The organism is Thioclava sp. 'Guangxiensis' (assembly GCF_045348365.1).
Taxonomy (GTDB): Bacteria; Pseudomonadota; Alphaproteobacteria; order Rhodobacterales; family Rhodobacteraceae; genus Thioclava; species Thioclava kandeliae.
Genome location: NZ_CP155824.1, coordinates 288,401 through 305,507, shown reverse-complemented (window position 1 = coordinate 305,507; position 17,107 = coordinate 288,401). Strand labels below are relative to the sequence as shown.

The following is a 17,107-nucleotide window of genomic DNA, read 5'->3' as shown; positions in this document are numbered from 1 at the left end:
TCCTGTTATCAGGCCGCGGGTGCCGCGTGCCCCAGAACATGCATCAGCCGGTTCGCCCAGCCGAAGATCGCGATGGAATGGATGAGATCGATGATCTCCTCATCCGACATGCCCTGCGCCCGAAGGGCGGCCACATCCTCGGGCTGCGCCTCGCTGGGCGTCACCGAAAGCTTGCGGGCAAAGGCATAGATGGCGGCATCGCGCGGACCCAGCGCCTCGGGCTGGCCCACGAACAACGCGCTGACGGCGGTGTCGCTTTTGGCCAGCTGCGCCTGACGGCGGGCATGGACCACGGCGCAATATTTGCAGCCATTCACCATGGAGGCGCCCAAGGCTCCCAGCTCGCGATCGGCACGGTTGAGACCGCCCTCGGCATACATGATCGCGTTGAACAGAACGGTGCGCGCCACATAGCTTTCGGGGTCATGGGCCAGCGTGCGCACATAATCCGAGACCTTGGTGGCCGAGGGCGTGACCTTCATCGCGTCGAGTTGCTCGGGGGTGGCCTCGGACAGTTTGACCGGTTCGATATAGGGATACCATTCGAGCGGTTTGATACGGACGGTGGGGATCATCAGGACCTCAACAGGCGCAGACCGGCGGCAACACGGGTCTGGAAATTCACGAAAGCGATCAGCTCGGACAGCGCGATGATCTGCGGCGAGCTGAGCCCTGCCGCCTCGAGCGCGCGGATATGCTCGGGGCCTGCCTGCCACGGTGTCAGCGTGACCATGTCGACATGGCGCGCGATCGCGGCATGCGGCGCCTCGAGCCCTGTCGCGCCATTCCCGAGCGCGACCAGCGGATCGAGCGGATCAAGATGGGCCAGCGCTTCGGAATATTGCGCCACCAGCGCCTCGTCCTCGTTCAGGCGCGCCATCCGCAAGGCCAGCGCGTGGCGCAGATCGCCATCGAGACCCAGCCCGTGTTCGGGTGCGAGCACGGATGCACGGCAGATCTCGGCCCCTTCCACAAATTCGGGACGGGCCCTGCGGGCACGGTAGACCGGGTCGTGCGGCTTCAGGCCCGCCGCGAGGTCTAGGGCATCACTCATACGGAAGCTCCTTCATGAAGGCTGGGGGTCGCATCGACCCATTCGTCCCCTTGAAGTTCGGGGGTGTCATAGGCTTGCAGGTTCTTGAAATGGGTCTCGACATCTTCGGCAAAGAGCGAGGCGGCAATCCCCTGCACCAACCGCTCGGCACCGGCACTGACTGCCGGAATATCGCCCGAAACCTTACCATGGGTCAGCATCGCAGCGTCATTGAAACAATGGATATGGGCCAGCATCGGACAGCTGCCCGGCTCGCGTTCGCGGAACTCGAAATCCGGCCCCAGATCCGGCGCATCCGACAGGCTTGCGCGCGGGCGGCCCATCTCGGGGGTCTCGCGCCCGTCCTTCCAGCGCCGGATGAAAGGCGCGAAATTCGCGAACTCGGCCCGCCCGTCGAAATCGTTCACGAACCCTGTCGCCGCGATCAGGAAATCGAAGCGCATCTCGCCTTGTGTCGTCTCGATGACCAGTTCGTTCTTCTCGACAGCCATGCTCTCCAGCCCGCAATCGAGGAAGAAGCGCGCATTCTCGTGACGGCTCACACGCAGCGTCGAATTGCGCGGCGGCGGCGTCTGGGTCTGGGCGGTATAATCGAAGAACTTCCATTTCCACAGATCGGGCAGACGGTGCGTGCCCTGCACCACGCCATAGCTTCCGATCCCGGTCATCTTGTTGATCCGCGGCATCTCCTTGCGCCGGATCAGCATATCGACCGACCCCGCGCCCGCCTCGAGCGCCGTCGCCGCATTATCCATCGCCGAGGCCCCGGCGCCGATCACCGCAATCCGTTTGCCCTTGAGGGCGTCAAAATCGATATCATCGGCAGAATGCGCCCAGAAGCGCGGATCGATGGCGCGGATCATTTCGGGCACATAGGTGCCGCCGAGCCCCGAGCGGCCCGTTGCCAGAACCAGCCTGCGGGTCAGGATGCGCCCCGTTTCGGCCCCCTCGACGGTGACGGCGATCAGATCACCCTCCTGTTCGAGAGAGGTCATGCGCACATCGTTTTTCACCGGCAGGTCCAGCGCCTTACGATACCAGACCAGATAGTCCATCCACTGGTTCTTCGGGATCTTGTCGAGCGCGTCCCATGCCGCCTGTCCCCATTGCGCAACAAACCACGCGCGGAAGGTCAGGCGCGGAAGTCCCAGCGCGGGGCCGGTCAGGATCTTGGGCGAGCGCAGCGTTTCCATCCGCGCGAAGGTGACCCATGGGCCTTCCTGACCTTCGGGGGCCGCATCATAGGTCACGATATTGTCGATCCCGCTGAGGACCAGCTTGGCAGTGGCTGTCAGACCGCACATACCCGCGCCGATCACCACGACATCGCGGACCTCCTTGCCCTTGTGCTGACGCCGCGGGACCCATGATTTCGCCGGCAGTTCCAGAAGCGAGAGATCCTCGGCCAGTTGCGCTTCCAGCGCGGCCAATCCCGCATTCTGTGACGGGAGAATGTTATCCATCATGTTTCCGTTCCATAGTTCGAGAATTCGGGCGCCGGAGGCGTGAGCCCGCCGGCAAGCGCCGGGTCAAGCCGCGCAAAACCCGGGATGAGACGTTCGGCATTGGCCTCGACCTGATCGGCAAGCCGCATGGCCGTCGCACTTAGGGGCCGACCCTTTGCCGTCAGCACCCCCCAGTAGAAGGGCACTTCCGCATCGATCGGGCGGATCACAACGCCTGGCACATTCATGCCCCACGCGGAGACCGGATCGATAATCGCCGCAGCCCCTGTGCGGCTGACAATCTGTAGCGCCGCATAGGAAATATTGGTGCGGATTACCTGCCCCACCTGCACGCCGCGCGCGGCCAATACCCGCGCCACATGCATCTGGAACCTGAGTGGATTGAGCATGGTGACCATCAGCCTGTTGGCGAGGCTACCCACAGGCACCACCTCTTGGGCTGCCAGCGGATCATCCTCACGCAGGGCGATGGCATCAGGGGCGCTATAAAGCCGCAAGACCTCGACGCCCGACGTATCAAGCGGCAAGCTGCAATAACCCAGCTCCGCCCGTCCGCTGCGCACTTCCTGCACGACGACCGAAGGTAGGAACTGGCCCACATGGGTCTCCTGCGGCAGACCCGCCGTTCCGAGATCCGCCAGCGCGGCAGGGATCAGACTCGTGCCGATCGCCGAGATACTGGCAACTTGCAGGATACGCCCCCTGCCCGCGGCAATCATCTTGGCCCGTGCGGCCAGCTCGCCAAAGGACATCAGAAGACGCCGGGCCTCATCGCCAAAGGCGAGCCCCTCCTCGGTGATCTGGATCCCCCGCCCCACACGATGCAACAGCGCAAAGCCCAGTTCGGCTTCGAGATCCTGCACCGTGCGCGAGACGGAAGGCTGCGATGTGCCGATCTTGGCCGCCGCTTTGGTGATGCTTCCCTCTTCGATCACGCTCAGGAATATCTGGAGGTCTCTGGTGTCCATCGTTCACAAATACAAAATATGAATTACTAAGTCATCTTCATTCATATTACGTATGAGTCAAAGCTTTTTGGGAACCAGCCTCGCCAAGTCGGATAAAAGGCGAGAAATTAGGCATACACCCATAAAACACCGCAGATTATGCGTGTTTACGCGCCATTCAGGCCAACCTGAACGGCGCGACGAACGTGGCGGCATATGCGCCACGCCAAGGCCTCTTTTGTCGGAAAGACGGGGCCAATACCACCCCGCGTGGCCGAGTGCTCAGAGCAGATCTTCGAGCGGCACGATGCTTTTCTGGATCGGGGACTTGATCACGATATAGCTGAAATATTGCGAGATTCCGAGATTGCGCTCCAGTAGCGCCTCGATAGTCTCGTGATATTCGGACACGTTGCGGGAGGTGAATTTTACCAGATAGTCATAGCCGCCTGAAATCAGATGGCATTCCGATACCTGACGCAACCGCCCGACTTCCTGCTCGAAGCGCGAGAACAGCTCGCGCCGGTGATCGGACAGGGTAAATTCCGTGAAGACGGTAACGGGCTGCGAGACCTTGGTCATATCGACCTGCGCCCCGTAGCCCGCGATCACCCCCGCCGCCTCCATCCGCTTGATCCGCTGGAGGCAGGGAGAGGCCGACAAACCCACATGCTCCGATAGCCGTACATTGGAGATACGGCCATTTTTCATCAGCTCGTTGAGAATACTGATGTCGATACGGTCGAGTTTGATCGTCACGTCGAGGGGATCCGTCTGTTAGGTCTTCAGGAGGCTTTGCGCAGCGCGGCCTGGTGGGCCGCAACCAGATCCGCCATCGAATTGAAGCGGAAATCGTAATTCGGCATCTCGCCCGGGTTCATCGTGGCACCGAAGCCTTTTTTGTCATGGCGGCGGTAGATCCACGCGGAGGTCAGGCCGTGACGGTTGGCGGGCTTGTGATCGTGGAACATGCTTTCGGCGGTGTGCAGGATCTCGTGTTTCTCGATCCCGACACGCGCCAGATGTTCGATCATATAATCGAAGTTCCTGTCGGACGGCTTGTAGCTGCCCACATCCTCGGCGGTATAGACGTGGTCGAAGGTCACACCCAGCTTGTCATTGGAATGTTTGAACGAGGCCGCATCGACATTGGTCAGCACGCAGAGTTTGAAGTATTTCTGCAGATATTGCAGGGCGCCCGCCGAATCCTCGAACGCGGGCCAGTTCTTCACCGACTGGCCATAGGTCTCGCATTCCTCCCAAGTGACCGGAATATCCCATTCCTCGGCGAGGCGGCGATAGACGGTTGCCAGCAGGCGGGAATAGGGCATCGCGGGGGTCCAGCGCTGCTGGGTGCTTTCATGATAGGCATGCGCCTCGAGGATCTGATCGCGCGACAGGGGCGATGCCAGCCGCGCCGTCAGCGGCTTCAGCCCCTCGACCATGCCGCTTTCCCAATCGATGAGCGTGCCATAGACATCGAAGGTCAGGATCTTGTAATCATTAAGGTTCATTGAGGTTTTCCTTCAGGGTTTCACGCCATAGAGGCAGATCTCAACGGGATTTTCACTGATGTCGTCCCATTGCTAGTTGTGCGCCGGATCAAGGCAAGAGGATTTCCCGCAAGGCGGTCATATCCTCGCAGGCTCTGCGCCAGATCCGGCCATATGAGCGGATTTTAGGCGCAGCAACGTGGCTGCGCCGAATTTTTATGCTGCCCATATGGATAAGTACGGACAGCTTCTACCTCCCCTCAGATCACGAGGCAGAGGCGGAAGGCGTCATAGATCGCGGCATGGATCGAGCGCGAGGCAACCGCATCGCCGATGACAAAGAGCGCATAGCCCTCGCCTTTGGCAGGCGTGCCGGGTTGCGGCTTGAGCGCCAGCAACTCGTCGAGCTGTGTCTCGCCATTATTGGCCGAAGCGCTCCGCATCTCCTGATACAGCTCGTCATAGGGCAGCGAGCCGTGATCGACGACCACATCATCCACCTCATAGGCAATCCGCTCGCCCGTCAGCATATGGACCATGGTCACCTTCAGCCCGTTGCCCGAGCGCTCGACCTTGCGGATCTCGAGGTCGATATCGACCTTCGTATGGAGCGCCGCAAGCTTCTTGCGATAGGTGATGCGCGATTGGTATTCCATCTCCTGCGCCATGAATTCATCCATTGTCGTCAGGCTGACATCGCGGCCCATCTCGGCCAGCGTCAGCGCGGTGGACGGTGCCTGATGGCGGCCGGTGCCATCCACGACCAACACTTTCTGGCCGATAGTCTGCGGCTCGTTGAGCGCATCCCATGTGGATTTCACCAGCTCCTCGCCGCCCTCCGGGACGGTGGTATCCGGCAGACCGCCGGTTGCCATAATCACCACATCGGGGGCCTCTGCCGCAATCTCTTCCTCGCCGGCAAAGCAATCGGTCACGACCTTCACGCCCAGATGCTCCAACTCGGCCACACGCCAGTCGACGATCGCGATCAGATCCCGACGCCAGCCCGCAAGTGCCGCGATCAGCACCTGACCGCCCAACTTCGGGCCCGCCTCGAACAGCGTCACCTGATGGCCACGCTCGGCCAGAACACGCGCGGCCTCAAGCCCCGCAGGACCGCCGCCCACAACCACGGCCTTCTTTTGCACCTCCGCCTTCGGCACGATATGGGGAAGTTTATATTCGCGGTTCGATGACGCATTATGGATGCAGTTGCCTAACCGGTAGAGGCAATGCGAGGTGCCGATACAGGGACGGATACGGTCGGCTTCGCCCTGCTCCAACTTTTGCACGATATAGGGGTCGGCGATATGGGCGCGGGTCATCCCCACCAGATCCAGAAGCCCTTCCGAGATCGCATAGCGCGCAGTCTCGAGATCCGGGATGCGCGCGGCATGGAAGACCGGCAGTTTCACCTGTTTCTTGAACTCGCCCACGGTTTTCAGGAAGGGCGCCGAGGGGCGGGCCATATTGGGAATGTTATGCTCGACCAGCGCCAGCCCCGTATCCATCTTGCCAAAGATACAGTTGAAGAAATCAATCGAGGTTTCCTGCTGCAGGATACCCGCAATCTCGAGACATTCATCGAAATTCAGACCGATATTCTCGCCTTCATCAACCACATAGCGCATGCCGACGACGAAATCGTCGCCCACTTCGCGGCGGATGGAGTCATGCAACTCCAGTGCGAAACGCACACGGTTCTGCAGCGAGCCGCCCCATTTATCGGTCCGGAAGTTGGTCAGCGGCGAGAAGAACTGGCCGATCAGGTGGCCGCCTGCCAACGTCTCCAGCCCGTCAAAACCGCCCTCTTTCAATCGGCGCGCAGCCGCGGTGTAATCGCGGATCACGCGGCGGATGTCGTGCTCGTCCATCTCATGGGCAATCGCACGGTGACGCATCTCGCGCAGGCGCGACGGCCCCAGCGCGGGCAACCAGTCGCGCACCGTCGCATCGGCACGGCGCCCCAGATGCGAGATCTGGCACATGATATGGGCACCATGTTTGTGCACACGCGCGGACATCTGTTGCAGATAGGGGATAGCGTCATCATGGCTGACATCCATCTGGTTGCCGCCCCAGTTGCTGTCAGGGCTGACCTGCGAGGAGCCGCCGATCATGGTCATCGCCAGACCGCCCTTGGCCTTTTCCTCGTGATAGGCCTGATACTGTTCACGCGGATAGCCGCCACCGCCTGCGGTCGCCGCATGCGAGGTCGAAATGATGCGGTTGCGCATCGTCAGATGTTTCAGCTTGAACTCGGTCAACAGCGGATCGCGGGTGCGCAGCTGTGCCGGTTTTGCGTGGGTATTCATCTTGCTCTCCGTTGGATTTTTGCGCAGCGGGCCCTCGCGATGCGGCCCGTTCCAATGATCTGGGGCCTCAATAAAGACCTTGCCCCGTCACCTCTTCCAGCCAGCCGCGGCGCAGTTGCGGCACGGCGCGGACGAGATCGCGGGTATAGGAATGCTGGGGGTCGGCGCTCAGGCGGTCGCGAGGGGCACGTTCGACCTCGCGGCCTTTGTAGAGGACCATCACCTCGTTACACATCGCCTCGACCTTCCCGAGATCGTGACTGATGAAGAGATAGGACAGGCCCAGCTCGCGCTGGAGCTCGACGAGCAACTCGATCACCGCATTGGCCACCACCGTATCAAGCGCCGAGGTCACCTCGTCGCAGATCACCAGTGACGGCTCGGCGGCCAGCGCACGCGCCAGATTGATCCGCTGCTTCTGCCCGCCCGACAGCTCGCGCGGCGACAGATCCGCCAGATGCGCCGGAAGCCGCACCATATCCAGCAGTTCCAGCACCCGCTTGCGCCGCGCCTCGCGCCCCAGCCCATGGTAGAATTTCAACGGGCGGCCAAGGATATCGGCATTGCTCAAGCGCGGATTGAGCGCGGTATCGGCCATCTGGAAGGCGATCTGCAACTCGCGCCGGTCCTGTTTCGACCGCTTGCGTGCATTGGTGATATTCAGTTCGCGCCCGTTCAGGAGCCCATAACCATGCGCGGCAGGCAATAGCCCCGCCAGCACCCGCCCCATGGTCGATTTCCCCGAGCCGGATTCCCCGATCAGCCCCAGCGTCTGGCCCTTGCCGATCTTGAAGGAGATATCGCGCAGCACCGGATGTCGGGGCATATTGTTGCGGATCGGGCCGTAACCTGCGGTCAGCATCCCGACCTCCAGCACCGTATCGGGATCAGGGGTGGTATCCAGCTCCAGCCGGCGCGGCTCCGAGGCTTTCAGGAGCGCCGAGGTAAAGCCCGATTGCGGGCGTTCCAGCACGGCACCGGCCTCGTTATTCTCCATCACCTGCCCGTCTTTCAACACGATGATCCGGTCGGCAATCTGCGCGACCACACCCAGATCATGGCTGACATAGATGGCGGTCACGCCCTGCTGGCGGATCATATCCTTGAAGGCCTTCAGCACCTCGACCTGCGTGGTCACATCCAGAGCGGTAGTCGGCTCGTCGAAGATCATCACCTCGGGGGTGTTCATCATCGCCATCGCCGCCATCATCCGTTGCAACTGTCCGCCCGAGACCTGATGGACGTACCGCTCGCCGATCGTCTCGGGATCGGGCAGCGCCATCGTGGCCATCAGCTCTTTCTGGCGGGCAAGAGCCGCGTCCTTGGACATGGTGTTATGCAGCTTCGCGGCCTCGACCACCTGCGAGCGGATACGTTTGACGGGGTTGAACGCGGCTGCCGCCGATTGTGCGACATAGGAAATGTCGCGCCCCCGATAGTCCCGCAGCTGCGCCTTGGACAGGGCGCGCACATCGCGCTGGCCCACACGGATCTGCCCCTTGGAGATCGTGCAGCCCGGACGCGCATAGCCCATGAGCGAAAGCGCGATGGTGGATTTGCCCGAGCCGGACTCGCCGATCAGTGCCACCACCTCACCCTTTCTGGCCGAGAAGGACACATCACGGACAATCTCGCGCCCTGCGGCTTCGATAGTCAGGCCCTGAACCTCGATGAAACTCTGATCGGTCATCTCAGCGCTCCTTCTTCTGTGCGGAGATGGCATCGACCATCAGCGTCATCGACATGGTCAGGGACAAGAGCGCCAGGGCAGGTGCGAAGATCGCAAGCGCCCCATAGCTCAGCCCCATCATATTCTCGGCAATCAGCGCACCCCAATCGGCTTCGGGCGGCTGCACACCCAGCCCGAGGAAGGACAGGCCCGACAGCAGAAGCGCGATATAGATGAACATGATCCCGAAATGGGTGACGAGATTGGGCAGGATATTGGGCAGGATCTCGCGGAAGATGATATAGAGCGGCCCCTCGCCGCGCACATGCGCCGCATCGATGAACTCGAGCCGAGACACATTCATCGCCGCCGCCCGCACATTGCGGTAGGCCGAGGGGATATAGAGCGCGGTGATCACAATCACCAGAACGGGAATCGAGGTGCCGAACCCCGCCACGGCCACCAGAGCGAAAATGGTGGAAGGCAGCGAGTTGACGGTGTCCATCAGCCACGAGAGCGCCGTATCGAGAGGCCCCCGCACCAGCGTCACCCCCACCCCGAGGACCAGCCCGAAAAACAGTGCAAGCCCTGCGGTCAGGAACGGCAGGCCGACAGTATATTTGGCCCCCGTCATGATCCGCGACAACACATCGCGGCCCAGATAGTCGGTGCCAAGCCATGTCTGCGCGGTGGGCGGGCCCAGCACATTCCAGCTGTCGATGAATTCGCCCGGATCATGGGGCGTCAGCCAGTCGCCGAAAATGGCGATGAAGGCCCAGAACAGGAAGACAATAGCACCCATCACCGACAGGATCGGCCAGTTTGGCAGGACGGGGCGGCGCAGGCCGCGCGCGGGGCGCGATACGGAACTGTCCATCATCATGCGCTCCTCAGTTTGGGGTTGGCAAGAATGGCGATCACATCGGCGATCAGCACCAGCACAAGGAAACCGGCACAGAAGATCAGCGCGCAGGCCTGCATGAGCGGCAGATCGCGGTTCGAGACACTATCGACCATCAGCTTGGTCAGTCCCGGATAGGCGAAGATCACCTCGACGAAGACCACACCTGAAATCAACGCGTTCAGCGACAGCGCCGAGGCGTTGACGATCGGTCCCGCCACATTGGGCAGCGCATGGAAGACGGTGGCACGCAGGCTGGTCGAGCCCTTGAGAACGGCTGTCTCCACATAGGGTTCGTTCATCTGCTGCAGCAAGATCGCCCGCGTCATCCGCGCCATCTGTCCGATCACCGACAAAGACAGCGCGATCACCGGCAGGGCCATCGTATGGAGCAGCCTGCCGAAAGAGGTCACACGGTCGATAGAGGAGAGCGCCGGAAACCAGCCCGTCCAGACCGACAGCACCAGAACGATGACGGTGGCAATCAGGAAGGACGGTGTCGAAAGCGCGATAATCGACAGGAAGGTGGTGAGCCGGTCGAAGACCGAATTGGGCCGCATGGCCGAAGCAATACCCAGCACCAGCGACACGGGGATCGCCACCAGCGTCGACAGACCCGCCAGCAGGAGCGAATTGCCCAGACGGGTTGAGATCACCTCGGTCACCGGACGCCCGTCCACCAGCGAAACGCCGAAATCCCCATGGGCAATCCCGCCAAGCCAGTGAAGGTAACGCATGAGTTCCGACTGATCGAGCCCCATCTTGGCGCGCAGTGCGGCCAGCGTCTCGGGCGTCGCATCCTGTCCCAGAAGGCTCGCCGCCGCATCGCCCGGCAGGCTGCCCGACACCAGAAACACCAGCGTCGCAACCAGCCAGAGCGTCAGCAGCCCCAGAACGATACGTTTGAGGATCAGCGCAATCATGCGTCAAGCCAAACGTTTTCGGCGAAGGCATAGCCCATCATATTGCCGGTCGGGATCGGCTCGAGCCCTTTGAGCGAGGAGCTATGCGCATCGATATTGCTGAAGAAGACCGGAATGCCCGAGCCCGCTTCGTTGGAGACCATCTCCTGCATATCGGCATAGAGCGAGGCGCGTTTGTCCTCGTTGGTCTCCACACGCGCGGCCAGGAGCGCCTGATCGAATTTGTCGCTCTTCCATTTCGAGGAATTATAAGCGCCATCAGAGGCATAGCAGAGCGAGAAGATCATATCGGCAGTCGGGCGCTGGGTAATGGTCCCGAAACCGAAGGGCACCTTCATCCAGACATTCGACCAATAGCCGTCAACCGGCACACGCTGCACGTCGATGGTAAGCCCGATCTCCTTGGCCGATTGCTGCAGGATCAGCGCCATATCCAGCGTATTGCCGACGCCTGCCGAAGCCACCAGAGGAATGCTCTGGCCCATGACACCGGCCTTTTGCAGATGGAATTTGGCCTTTTCGGGGTCGAATTCGCGCTGTGCGAGACTTTCGTTGAAATATTTCATCGTCGGCGCGATGGGCTGGTCATTGGCAACGGTGGCGAAATCGCGGTAGATCGAGTTCTGGATCGTCTGACGGTCCAGCAGATATTTCATTCCCAGCGCGAAATCATCGCTGCCGACGGTTGCATCGGTCTTTTGCATGATCAGATCCGAATAGGTGCCGGACTTGGTCACGAACAGCTCGACCCCCTTCGTCGTCTGGATCAGACGCGAGGAACGCGGATTGATACCGGTGGTCAGATGCACCTCGCCCGCACGCAGCGCGTTGAGCCGCGAACTTTCCTCGGGAAGACCGAAATACTCGATCGTATCGACGAATTGCAGACCGTCCTTGAAATACCCGTCATAGCGGCTGACCAGCGAGCGCACGCCCGGCTCGAAACTGTCGAGCTTGTAGGGGCCGGTGCCGATGCCCTTGGCGAAATCCGTCGTGCCTGCGGGCACGATCATCAGGTTGAAGGTGCCCAGAGCCACCGGCAGATCGTAATTGGCGCTGGCAAGGGTAATGGTCACTTCCGACGGGCTGTTCGCCGTCACGCCGGTGATATCCTTGGTATAGCTCGTCGCGCGCGAGGCAGTTGCGGGGTCATTATGGCGCAGGAGAGAGAACACCACGTCATCGGCGGTGAAGGAGCGGCCGTCATGGAAGGTCACGCCCTGACGCAGCTTGAAGACCCAGGTCTTGCCATCATCGCTCGCCCATTCGGTCGCCAGTTCCGGTTGCGGGGTCAACTGCCCGTCAAGCCGCGTCAGACCGTTATAGATCATGAAGCCGCGCGCATAATCGGTGCCGGAGCGGAACCATGCCGGATCGAGGGTCTCGGCGGTCGAGGAGGACGAGCCAGCCACCTTCAGATCTCCCCCGCGCTTGGGCGTCGCGGCAAAGGCGGATGTGGCAGAGCCTGCAACCAGTCCGGCAGAGGCGATGGTCATCCCCGATGCCACCAGCATCTTCATGACATCCCGGCGCGATGCGCCACGACGCATGCGATGGTGCAACTCGTGTCGCGCGCGGGCGGACAGGTAGGGAGTCTCGAAATCACGCATTCTGGGTCTCCTTGTTGGCGGGCTATTCTGGTTCGGGCCATCTGCCCGTGCTCGGGTCCGTTGCAGATCCCCTATGCCCGTTCGATGTCATCAAGACTGCGGCAGACCTTGGCGCAGAATCTGTATGAAATGGCGGCTTCAACCGTGGGATCTGTTTTTTATCGGGGCATTTTCTGCGGAATTATGGCTGGCAGGCGGGTTAGGTTTGGGTCCAGGGCCATACTCTCCTGGCCAATCGACACGACAGGACACGCCATGGATCAGACAAAATTCTATATCGACGGACAATGGGTTAGCCCGGAGTTCCCGCGCTATATCGACATTCTGAATCCCGCGGATGAAACGGTGTGCGGCAAGGTCGCCGCAGGATCGGCGGCCGATGTGGATCGTGCGGTGGATGCGGCCAAAGCTGCCCTCGCCCGCCCGCCTCTGTCCCTGTCAGAGCGTATTGCGCTCCTCTACCGCATCGCGGAGGAGATGGAGAAACGCGAGGAGGATCTCGCGCAGGTAATCACCGACGAGATCGGCGTGCCGCTCTGGTATGCGCGCAAGGGCCATGCTGCGGCAGGCCCCGCCCATATCCGCATCCTGTGCAAAGAGCTCGAGACATTTGCGTTCGAATGGATGCAGGGCGATACGCTCGTCACCCGCGTGCCGATCGGGATTGCGGCACTGATCACGCCGTGGAATGTGCCGATCAACCAGATCATCATCAAGGTCGCCCCCGCGCTGGCTGCAGGCTGTGCCACGATCCTCAAACCTTCGGAGATCGCGCCGGGAAATGCCACGATCATCGCCGAGATCATGGAGGCCGCGGGCGTGCCGGCGGGGCTCTTCAACCTGATCCATGGCGACGGGCCGGAGGTAGGGACGGCCCTGTCCTCGCATCCCGAGATCGACATGATCTCCTTCACCGGTTCGACCCGCGCGGGCGTGGCCGTCAGCCAGAGCGCCGCGCCTACCGTCAAACGCGTGGGCCTCGAGCTTGGCGGTAAATCGGCCAATATCCTTCTTGATGATGTGGATCTGGAAGACGCCGTAACCAAAGGTGTGCGCGCGTGCTTCATGAATTCGGGGCAGGCCTGTTCGGCGCCGACACGGATGCTGGTGCCGCATGCGCTGATGGATCAAGCCGCCGGGATCGCCGCTCGCACCGCCAATTCGCTGACCGTGGGCCCGCCGCGCGCCGAGGGAACCGATCTGGGTCCCGTGGCAAGTGCCGCGCAATGGGCACGCATCCAGTCCTTCATCGAGACGGGCCTCTCCGAGGGCGGCCGTCTTGTCGCGGGCGGTCCGGGCCTGCCCGAGGGGCTCAATTGCGGGGCCTATGTCCGCCCCACCGTGTTTTCCCATATCACCCCCGAAATGACGCTGGCGCAGCAGGAAATCTTCGGTCCGGTTCTGGTGCTGATCGGCTACGGAGACGATGACGAGGCGATCCGCATCGCCAATGACACCGCCTATGGTCTGGCCGCCTATGTGCAGGGCAAGGATCTGGCCCGCGTGCGGGCCATCGGTCGCCGTTTGCGGGCGGGTCGGGTGCTGCTGAACTATCCCGCACTCGATCGCACCGCGCCCTTTGGGGGCTTCAAGCAATCGGGCAACGGGCGCGAGCAGGGCCGCTACGGGCTCGAAGAATTTCTGGAATATAGCGCCCTGATCGGCCATAGAACGGAGTAAGATGATGCGCGACAATCTACGGCCGGACCCGCCCGCGCGCACATTGCGCCCCGCATATATGGAGAGCTACAAGGAAGGCTTTGTCGAGGATACCGCGGGCTATATCCACTCCTACGATATGGCGCATGTGCTGATGCTGGGCGAGCGGGGTATCCTGCCTGCCGAGACAGCGCTTGGCGTGCTGGCGGGCCTGCGCGAGATGGACCGCCTCGGCATGGCCGAGTGCCGTCGCAAGGCGGGCGGCGGCAACCATGCAGGCGAGGCATGGCTGACCGAACATAAGGGCGCGGCCATTGGCGGGGCCATCGGGCTCGCGCGCTCCTCGGGGGATCTGTCGGCGATTTCCTTCCGTATGTATGCCCGCCACACCCTGCTGGAACTGCGCAAGGGGCTCGTGGAGCTGCGCGCCGCGCTGGTGGAATTTGCCAGCCGCCATGTGGATCACGTCCTGCCGGGCAACACCCATGGCCAGCATGCCCAGCCCATCACATTCGCGCTTTGGGCGATGATGTATAATGACGCACTGGCCCGCGATTGTGCCCGCTTGGGCGAGACCATCGCCCGCGCCAATCACAGTCCCGCCGGTGCCGGGATCATGTCGGGGACAGAATTTCCCATAGACCGTAGCCGCATCGCACAGCTTCTGGGTTTTGACTCGGTGCTGACCAACACGCTTGATGCCGCGCTTAGCCATGATCTGGAGATGGAGTTTGCCTCCACGCTGAACATGCTGTGCTACACGCTCTCGCGCATGGCCGAGGATCTGTTCCTGTGGAACACCACCGAATATGACCTGATCACCCTGCCCGACTGGTTCATCGGGATCTCCTCGATGATGCCGCAAAAGCGCAACCCCGACGGGTTGCAGGATCTGCGCCATCTCTCGACACAGGCGCAGGCCACGCTGACCATGGTCATGGGCACCGAACGCGGCCCGACCGGCTTCCCGATCATCGAGCGACGCAATTCCGACCGCTCCCTGCGTCAGCTGGCCCGTGCCTTGGGCGAAAGGCTCGCGATCCTGCCGGACCTGTTGCACGATATGGAGGTCAAATCAGCGCGCGCTGAAAGCCATGCCAATCTCTACTGGGCCAGCGTCACCGATCTGGCCGGTGCACTCGTGCGGCAGAACCGTATCGACTGGCGCAGGGCGCATGGTCTGGTTGCGGGATTTGTGCGGGACTGCATCGCCAAGGGCCAACCGCCCTACGAGATGTCCGCCGATGATTTCAACGCCTATGCAAGCCGTTCCGGCGCGCTGAAGATCACTCTCGACGAGGCCGTCTTCACCCGCGCGCTCGATGCGCGCGCCTTTGTCAGCCGCCGCGATACATTCGGCGGGCCCGGCCCCGAGGCAATGGATCACGCGATCTCGCAGGCCACCAGCGCGCTCGCCCATGAACGACAGGCTCTGCAGGCGCTCGAGACGACCTTGGCCAAAGCACAGGAAAACCTTCTGGCAACGGTCGACACTGCCGTGAAGGGACAGCGCTTCGTATGACCTCTTCTACGGCCGCGCCCGTCAAGGGCTCGAAGAAAGCCATCTGGTCCGTGGGCTATGTCCACGGGCTCAGCCATCTCTATATGCTGGCCTTACCGCCGCTTTTCCCGCTTCTGGGCAAGGGGCTGGATGTCACACTGGGCCAGTTGGCCATCGTGCTGGCAGGGTTCAACCTGATTACCGCGGCCACGCAATATCTGGCCGGCATTCTGGTCGATCGTTTTGGCGGGCTGCGCTGCCTGAGGCTGGGGCTGGCGCTTTCGGCTCTCGGCATGCTCGGTGCCGCACTTGCACCCGATATCTGGACCTTCGGGCTGGCCTATTGGCTGGCGGGGCTGGCCAATGCCATCTACCACCCTGCCGATTTCCGTCTGTTGAACCGCTGCGTCGCCAAGGAGAGGCGCGCCTTCGGCTTTTCGATCCATAGTTTCAGCGGCAATCTGGGCTTTGCACTGGCCCCTGCGCTCCTTGCCCCCTTGGGCTTTGCCTTCGGATGGCGTGCAGCCTTCCTTTTTGCCGCGCTTGTCGCGATCCCAGGATTGATCGCCCTGGCCATGCTGGACCCCGATGCAGCGGAGGCGCGCGGAAGTTACCGTTCCAGACACAGGCTGCATGACGTCATGAACAGCCGCACCGTGATGCAACTGCTGGTCTTTGCGCTCTTCTCTATCGTGTCCGGCGGGGTGCAGGGCTACTCGGTCCTCGCGGGAATACAGCATTTTGGCTATGGAATGCACGAGCTGAACACGATCCTGTCCCTCTATCTGCTGATCGGCACCGCTGGCATTCTGGCGGGGGGCCAATGGCTCCAACGCGGCGGTAGCGAGATCCTTACCTTCGCCATGGGTATCTTTCTGGGGATGGTAGGCTGGTGTATCGCTTGGTCTGGCACGGGTGGCGTGATCGGCTATGGCGCGGGCATGCTGCTTCTGGGCTTTGCCATGGGGGTGATCCTGCCTGCGCGCGATCTGCTGGTGGCGCGTGCCACCCCCGTGCACCTGCAGGGGCGGACCTACGGCTTCGTCACCACCGGCATCAATATCGGCCAGTTTCTGGCCCCGGCGATCATCGCCCCACTCATCCAGCACGGAATGACAAATTTCTTCTACCTGCTGCTTCTCGAAGTCCTGACTCTGGCTCTTGTCATCGGCCTTCTAAGCCGTAATTCTGCCCCCTCGAACAAAAGGATCCTCTCATGACCGCCAAACCCGTTGCCGATTACAGCAATTTCGAGGCTCTCGACCTGCGCATCGGTCGCATCACCGAAGTCAAACCTTTCCCGCGTGCGCGTAACCCTTCTTATAAGGTCGCGGTGGATTTTGGCGAGGAAATCGGCGTCAAATGGTCCTCGGCCCAGATCACCCGCTATTCCGAAGAGGAGCTTCTGGGAAAATCGGTCGTCTGCATCGTGAATTTCGCGCCCCGCAACATCGCCGGTTTCCAGTCCGAGGTGCTGATCATGGGCGCTGCCAATGCCGCCGGTGAAACCGTTATCCTGACCCCCGAAAGCGACGCCACGATCGGCGGCGCGATCTACTGAGGAGAAGC

At 61.7% G+C, this 17,107-nt stretch carries 15 protein-coding genes; 4 read left to right on the top strand and 11 right to left on the bottom strand.

The features are described from left to right. Positions 1–8: 8 nt before the first annotated feature. The 11 genes from ABEB22_RS18740 to ABEB22_RS18690 all read right to left on the bottom strand — a co-directional run bounded on the left by ABEB22_RS18740 (position 9) and on the right by ABEB22_RS18690 (position 12,378). Positions 9–575, bottom strand: a complete 567-nt coding sequence (locus ABEB22_RS18740) for a peroxidase-related enzyme (protein WP_349295297.1) — start codon at positions 573–575, stop codon at positions 9–11. After that, positions 575–1,054 carry an esterase gene (locus tag ABEB22_RS18735; protein WP_349295296.1) on the bottom strand — a complete coding sequence of 160 codons (480 nt, stop codon included), beginning with the start codon at positions 1,052–1,054 and terminating at the stop codon, positions 575–577. Before ABEB22_RS18735 ends, ABEB22_RS18740 begins: the two co-directional genes overlap by 1 nt. Further along, entirely contained in the window at positions 1,051–2,520 is a 1,470-nt protein-coding gene (locus tag ABEB22_RS18730; protein WP_349295295.1) for an NAD(P)/FAD-dependent oxidoreductase, read from the bottom strand. Before ABEB22_RS18730 ends, ABEB22_RS18735 begins: the two co-directional genes overlap by 4 nt. Next, positions 2,517–3,488, bottom strand: a complete 972-nt coding sequence (locus tag ABEB22_RS18725) for a LysR family transcriptional regulator (protein WP_349295294.1) — start codon at positions 3,486–3,488, stop codon at positions 2,517–2,519. Before ABEB22_RS18725 ends, ABEB22_RS18730 begins: the two co-directional genes overlap by 4 nt. Before the next feature lie 261 nt (positions 3,489–3,749). Next, entirely contained in the window at positions 3,750–4,226 is a 477-nt protein-coding gene (locus ABEB22_RS18720; RefSeq protein WP_339115391.1) for an Lrp/AsnC family transcriptional regulator, read from the bottom strand. Positions 4,227–4,252: 26 nt separating this feature from the next. Beyond that, on the bottom strand, positions 4,253–4,981 hold the full coding sequence (locus ABEB22_RS18715; RefSeq protein WP_339115390.1) for a haloacid dehalogenase type II: 729 nt from the start codon (positions 4,979–4,981) through the stop codon (positions 4,253–4,255). Positions 4,982–5,220: 239 nt separating this feature from the next. Further along, positions 5,221–7,275 carry an NADH:flavin oxidoreductase gene (locus ABEB22_RS18710; protein ID WP_349295293.1) on the bottom strand — a complete coding sequence of 685 codons (2,055 nt, stop codon included), beginning with the start codon at positions 7,273–7,275 and terminating at the stop codon, positions 5,221–5,223. Between the two features lie 67 nt (positions 7,276–7,342). Further along, entirely contained in the window at positions 7,343–8,965 is a 1,623-nt protein-coding gene (locus tag ABEB22_RS18705) for an ABC transporter ATP-binding protein (protein WP_349295292.1), read from the bottom strand. A gap of 1 nt (position 8,966) precedes the next feature. Then, positions 8,967–9,824, bottom strand: coding sequence for an ABC transporter permease (locus ABEB22_RS18700; RefSeq protein ID WP_349295291.1), 858 nt, complete (start codon positions 9,822–9,824; stop codon positions 8,967–8,969). Then, a complete protein-coding gene (locus tag ABEB22_RS18695; RefSeq protein ID WP_349295290.1) occupies positions 9,824–10,768 on the bottom strand; it encodes an ABC transporter permease in 945 nt (314 codons plus the stop codon). The genes ABEB22_RS18700 and ABEB22_RS18695 overlap by 1 nt, the downstream gene beginning before the upstream one ends. Beyond that, on the bottom strand, positions 10,765–12,378 hold the full coding sequence (locus ABEB22_RS18690; RefSeq protein ID WP_349295289.1) for an ABC transporter substrate-binding protein: 1,614 nt from the start codon (positions 12,376–12,378) through the stop codon (positions 10,765–10,767). The genes ABEB22_RS18695 and ABEB22_RS18690 overlap by 4 nt, the downstream gene beginning before the upstream one ends. A gap of 255 nt (positions 12,379–12,633) precedes the next feature. On the opposite strand from ABEB22_RS18690, the gene ABEB22_RS18685 reads away from it, so the two are divergent. From ABEB22_RS18685 to ABEB22_RS18670, 4 genes are read left to right on the top strand one after another with little or no spacing between them, the layout of a single operon-like run. Beyond that, positions 12,634–14,058 (top strand): aldehyde dehydrogenase family protein, encoded by a 1,425-nt coding sequence (locus tag ABEB22_RS18685; RefSeq protein ID WP_349295288.1) that lies wholly within the window; start codon positions 12,634–12,636, stop codon positions 14,056–14,058. Between the two features lies 1 nt (position 14,059). Further along, positions 14,060–15,559 (top strand): argininosuccinate lyase, encoded by a 1,500-nt coding sequence (locus tag ABEB22_RS18680; RefSeq protein ID WP_349295287.1) that lies wholly within the window; start codon positions 14,060–14,062, stop codon positions 15,557–15,559. Then, positions 15,556–16,758: an MFS transporter gene (locus ABEB22_RS18675; protein ID WP_339115382.1), complete on the top strand. Its 1,203-nt coding sequence runs from the start codon at positions 15,556–15,558 to the stop codon at positions 16,756–16,758. Before ABEB22_RS18680 ends, ABEB22_RS18675 begins: the two co-directional genes overlap by 4 nt. Beyond that, positions 16,755–17,099 carry a tRNA-binding protein gene (locus ABEB22_RS18670; RefSeq protein WP_339115381.1) on the top strand — a complete coding sequence of 115 codons (345 nt, stop codon included), beginning with the start codon at positions 16,755–16,757 and terminating at the stop codon, positions 17,097–17,099. The genes ABEB22_RS18675 and ABEB22_RS18670 overlap by 4 nt, the downstream gene beginning before the upstream one ends. The last annotated feature ends 8 nt before the right edge of the window (positions 17,100–17,107 follow it).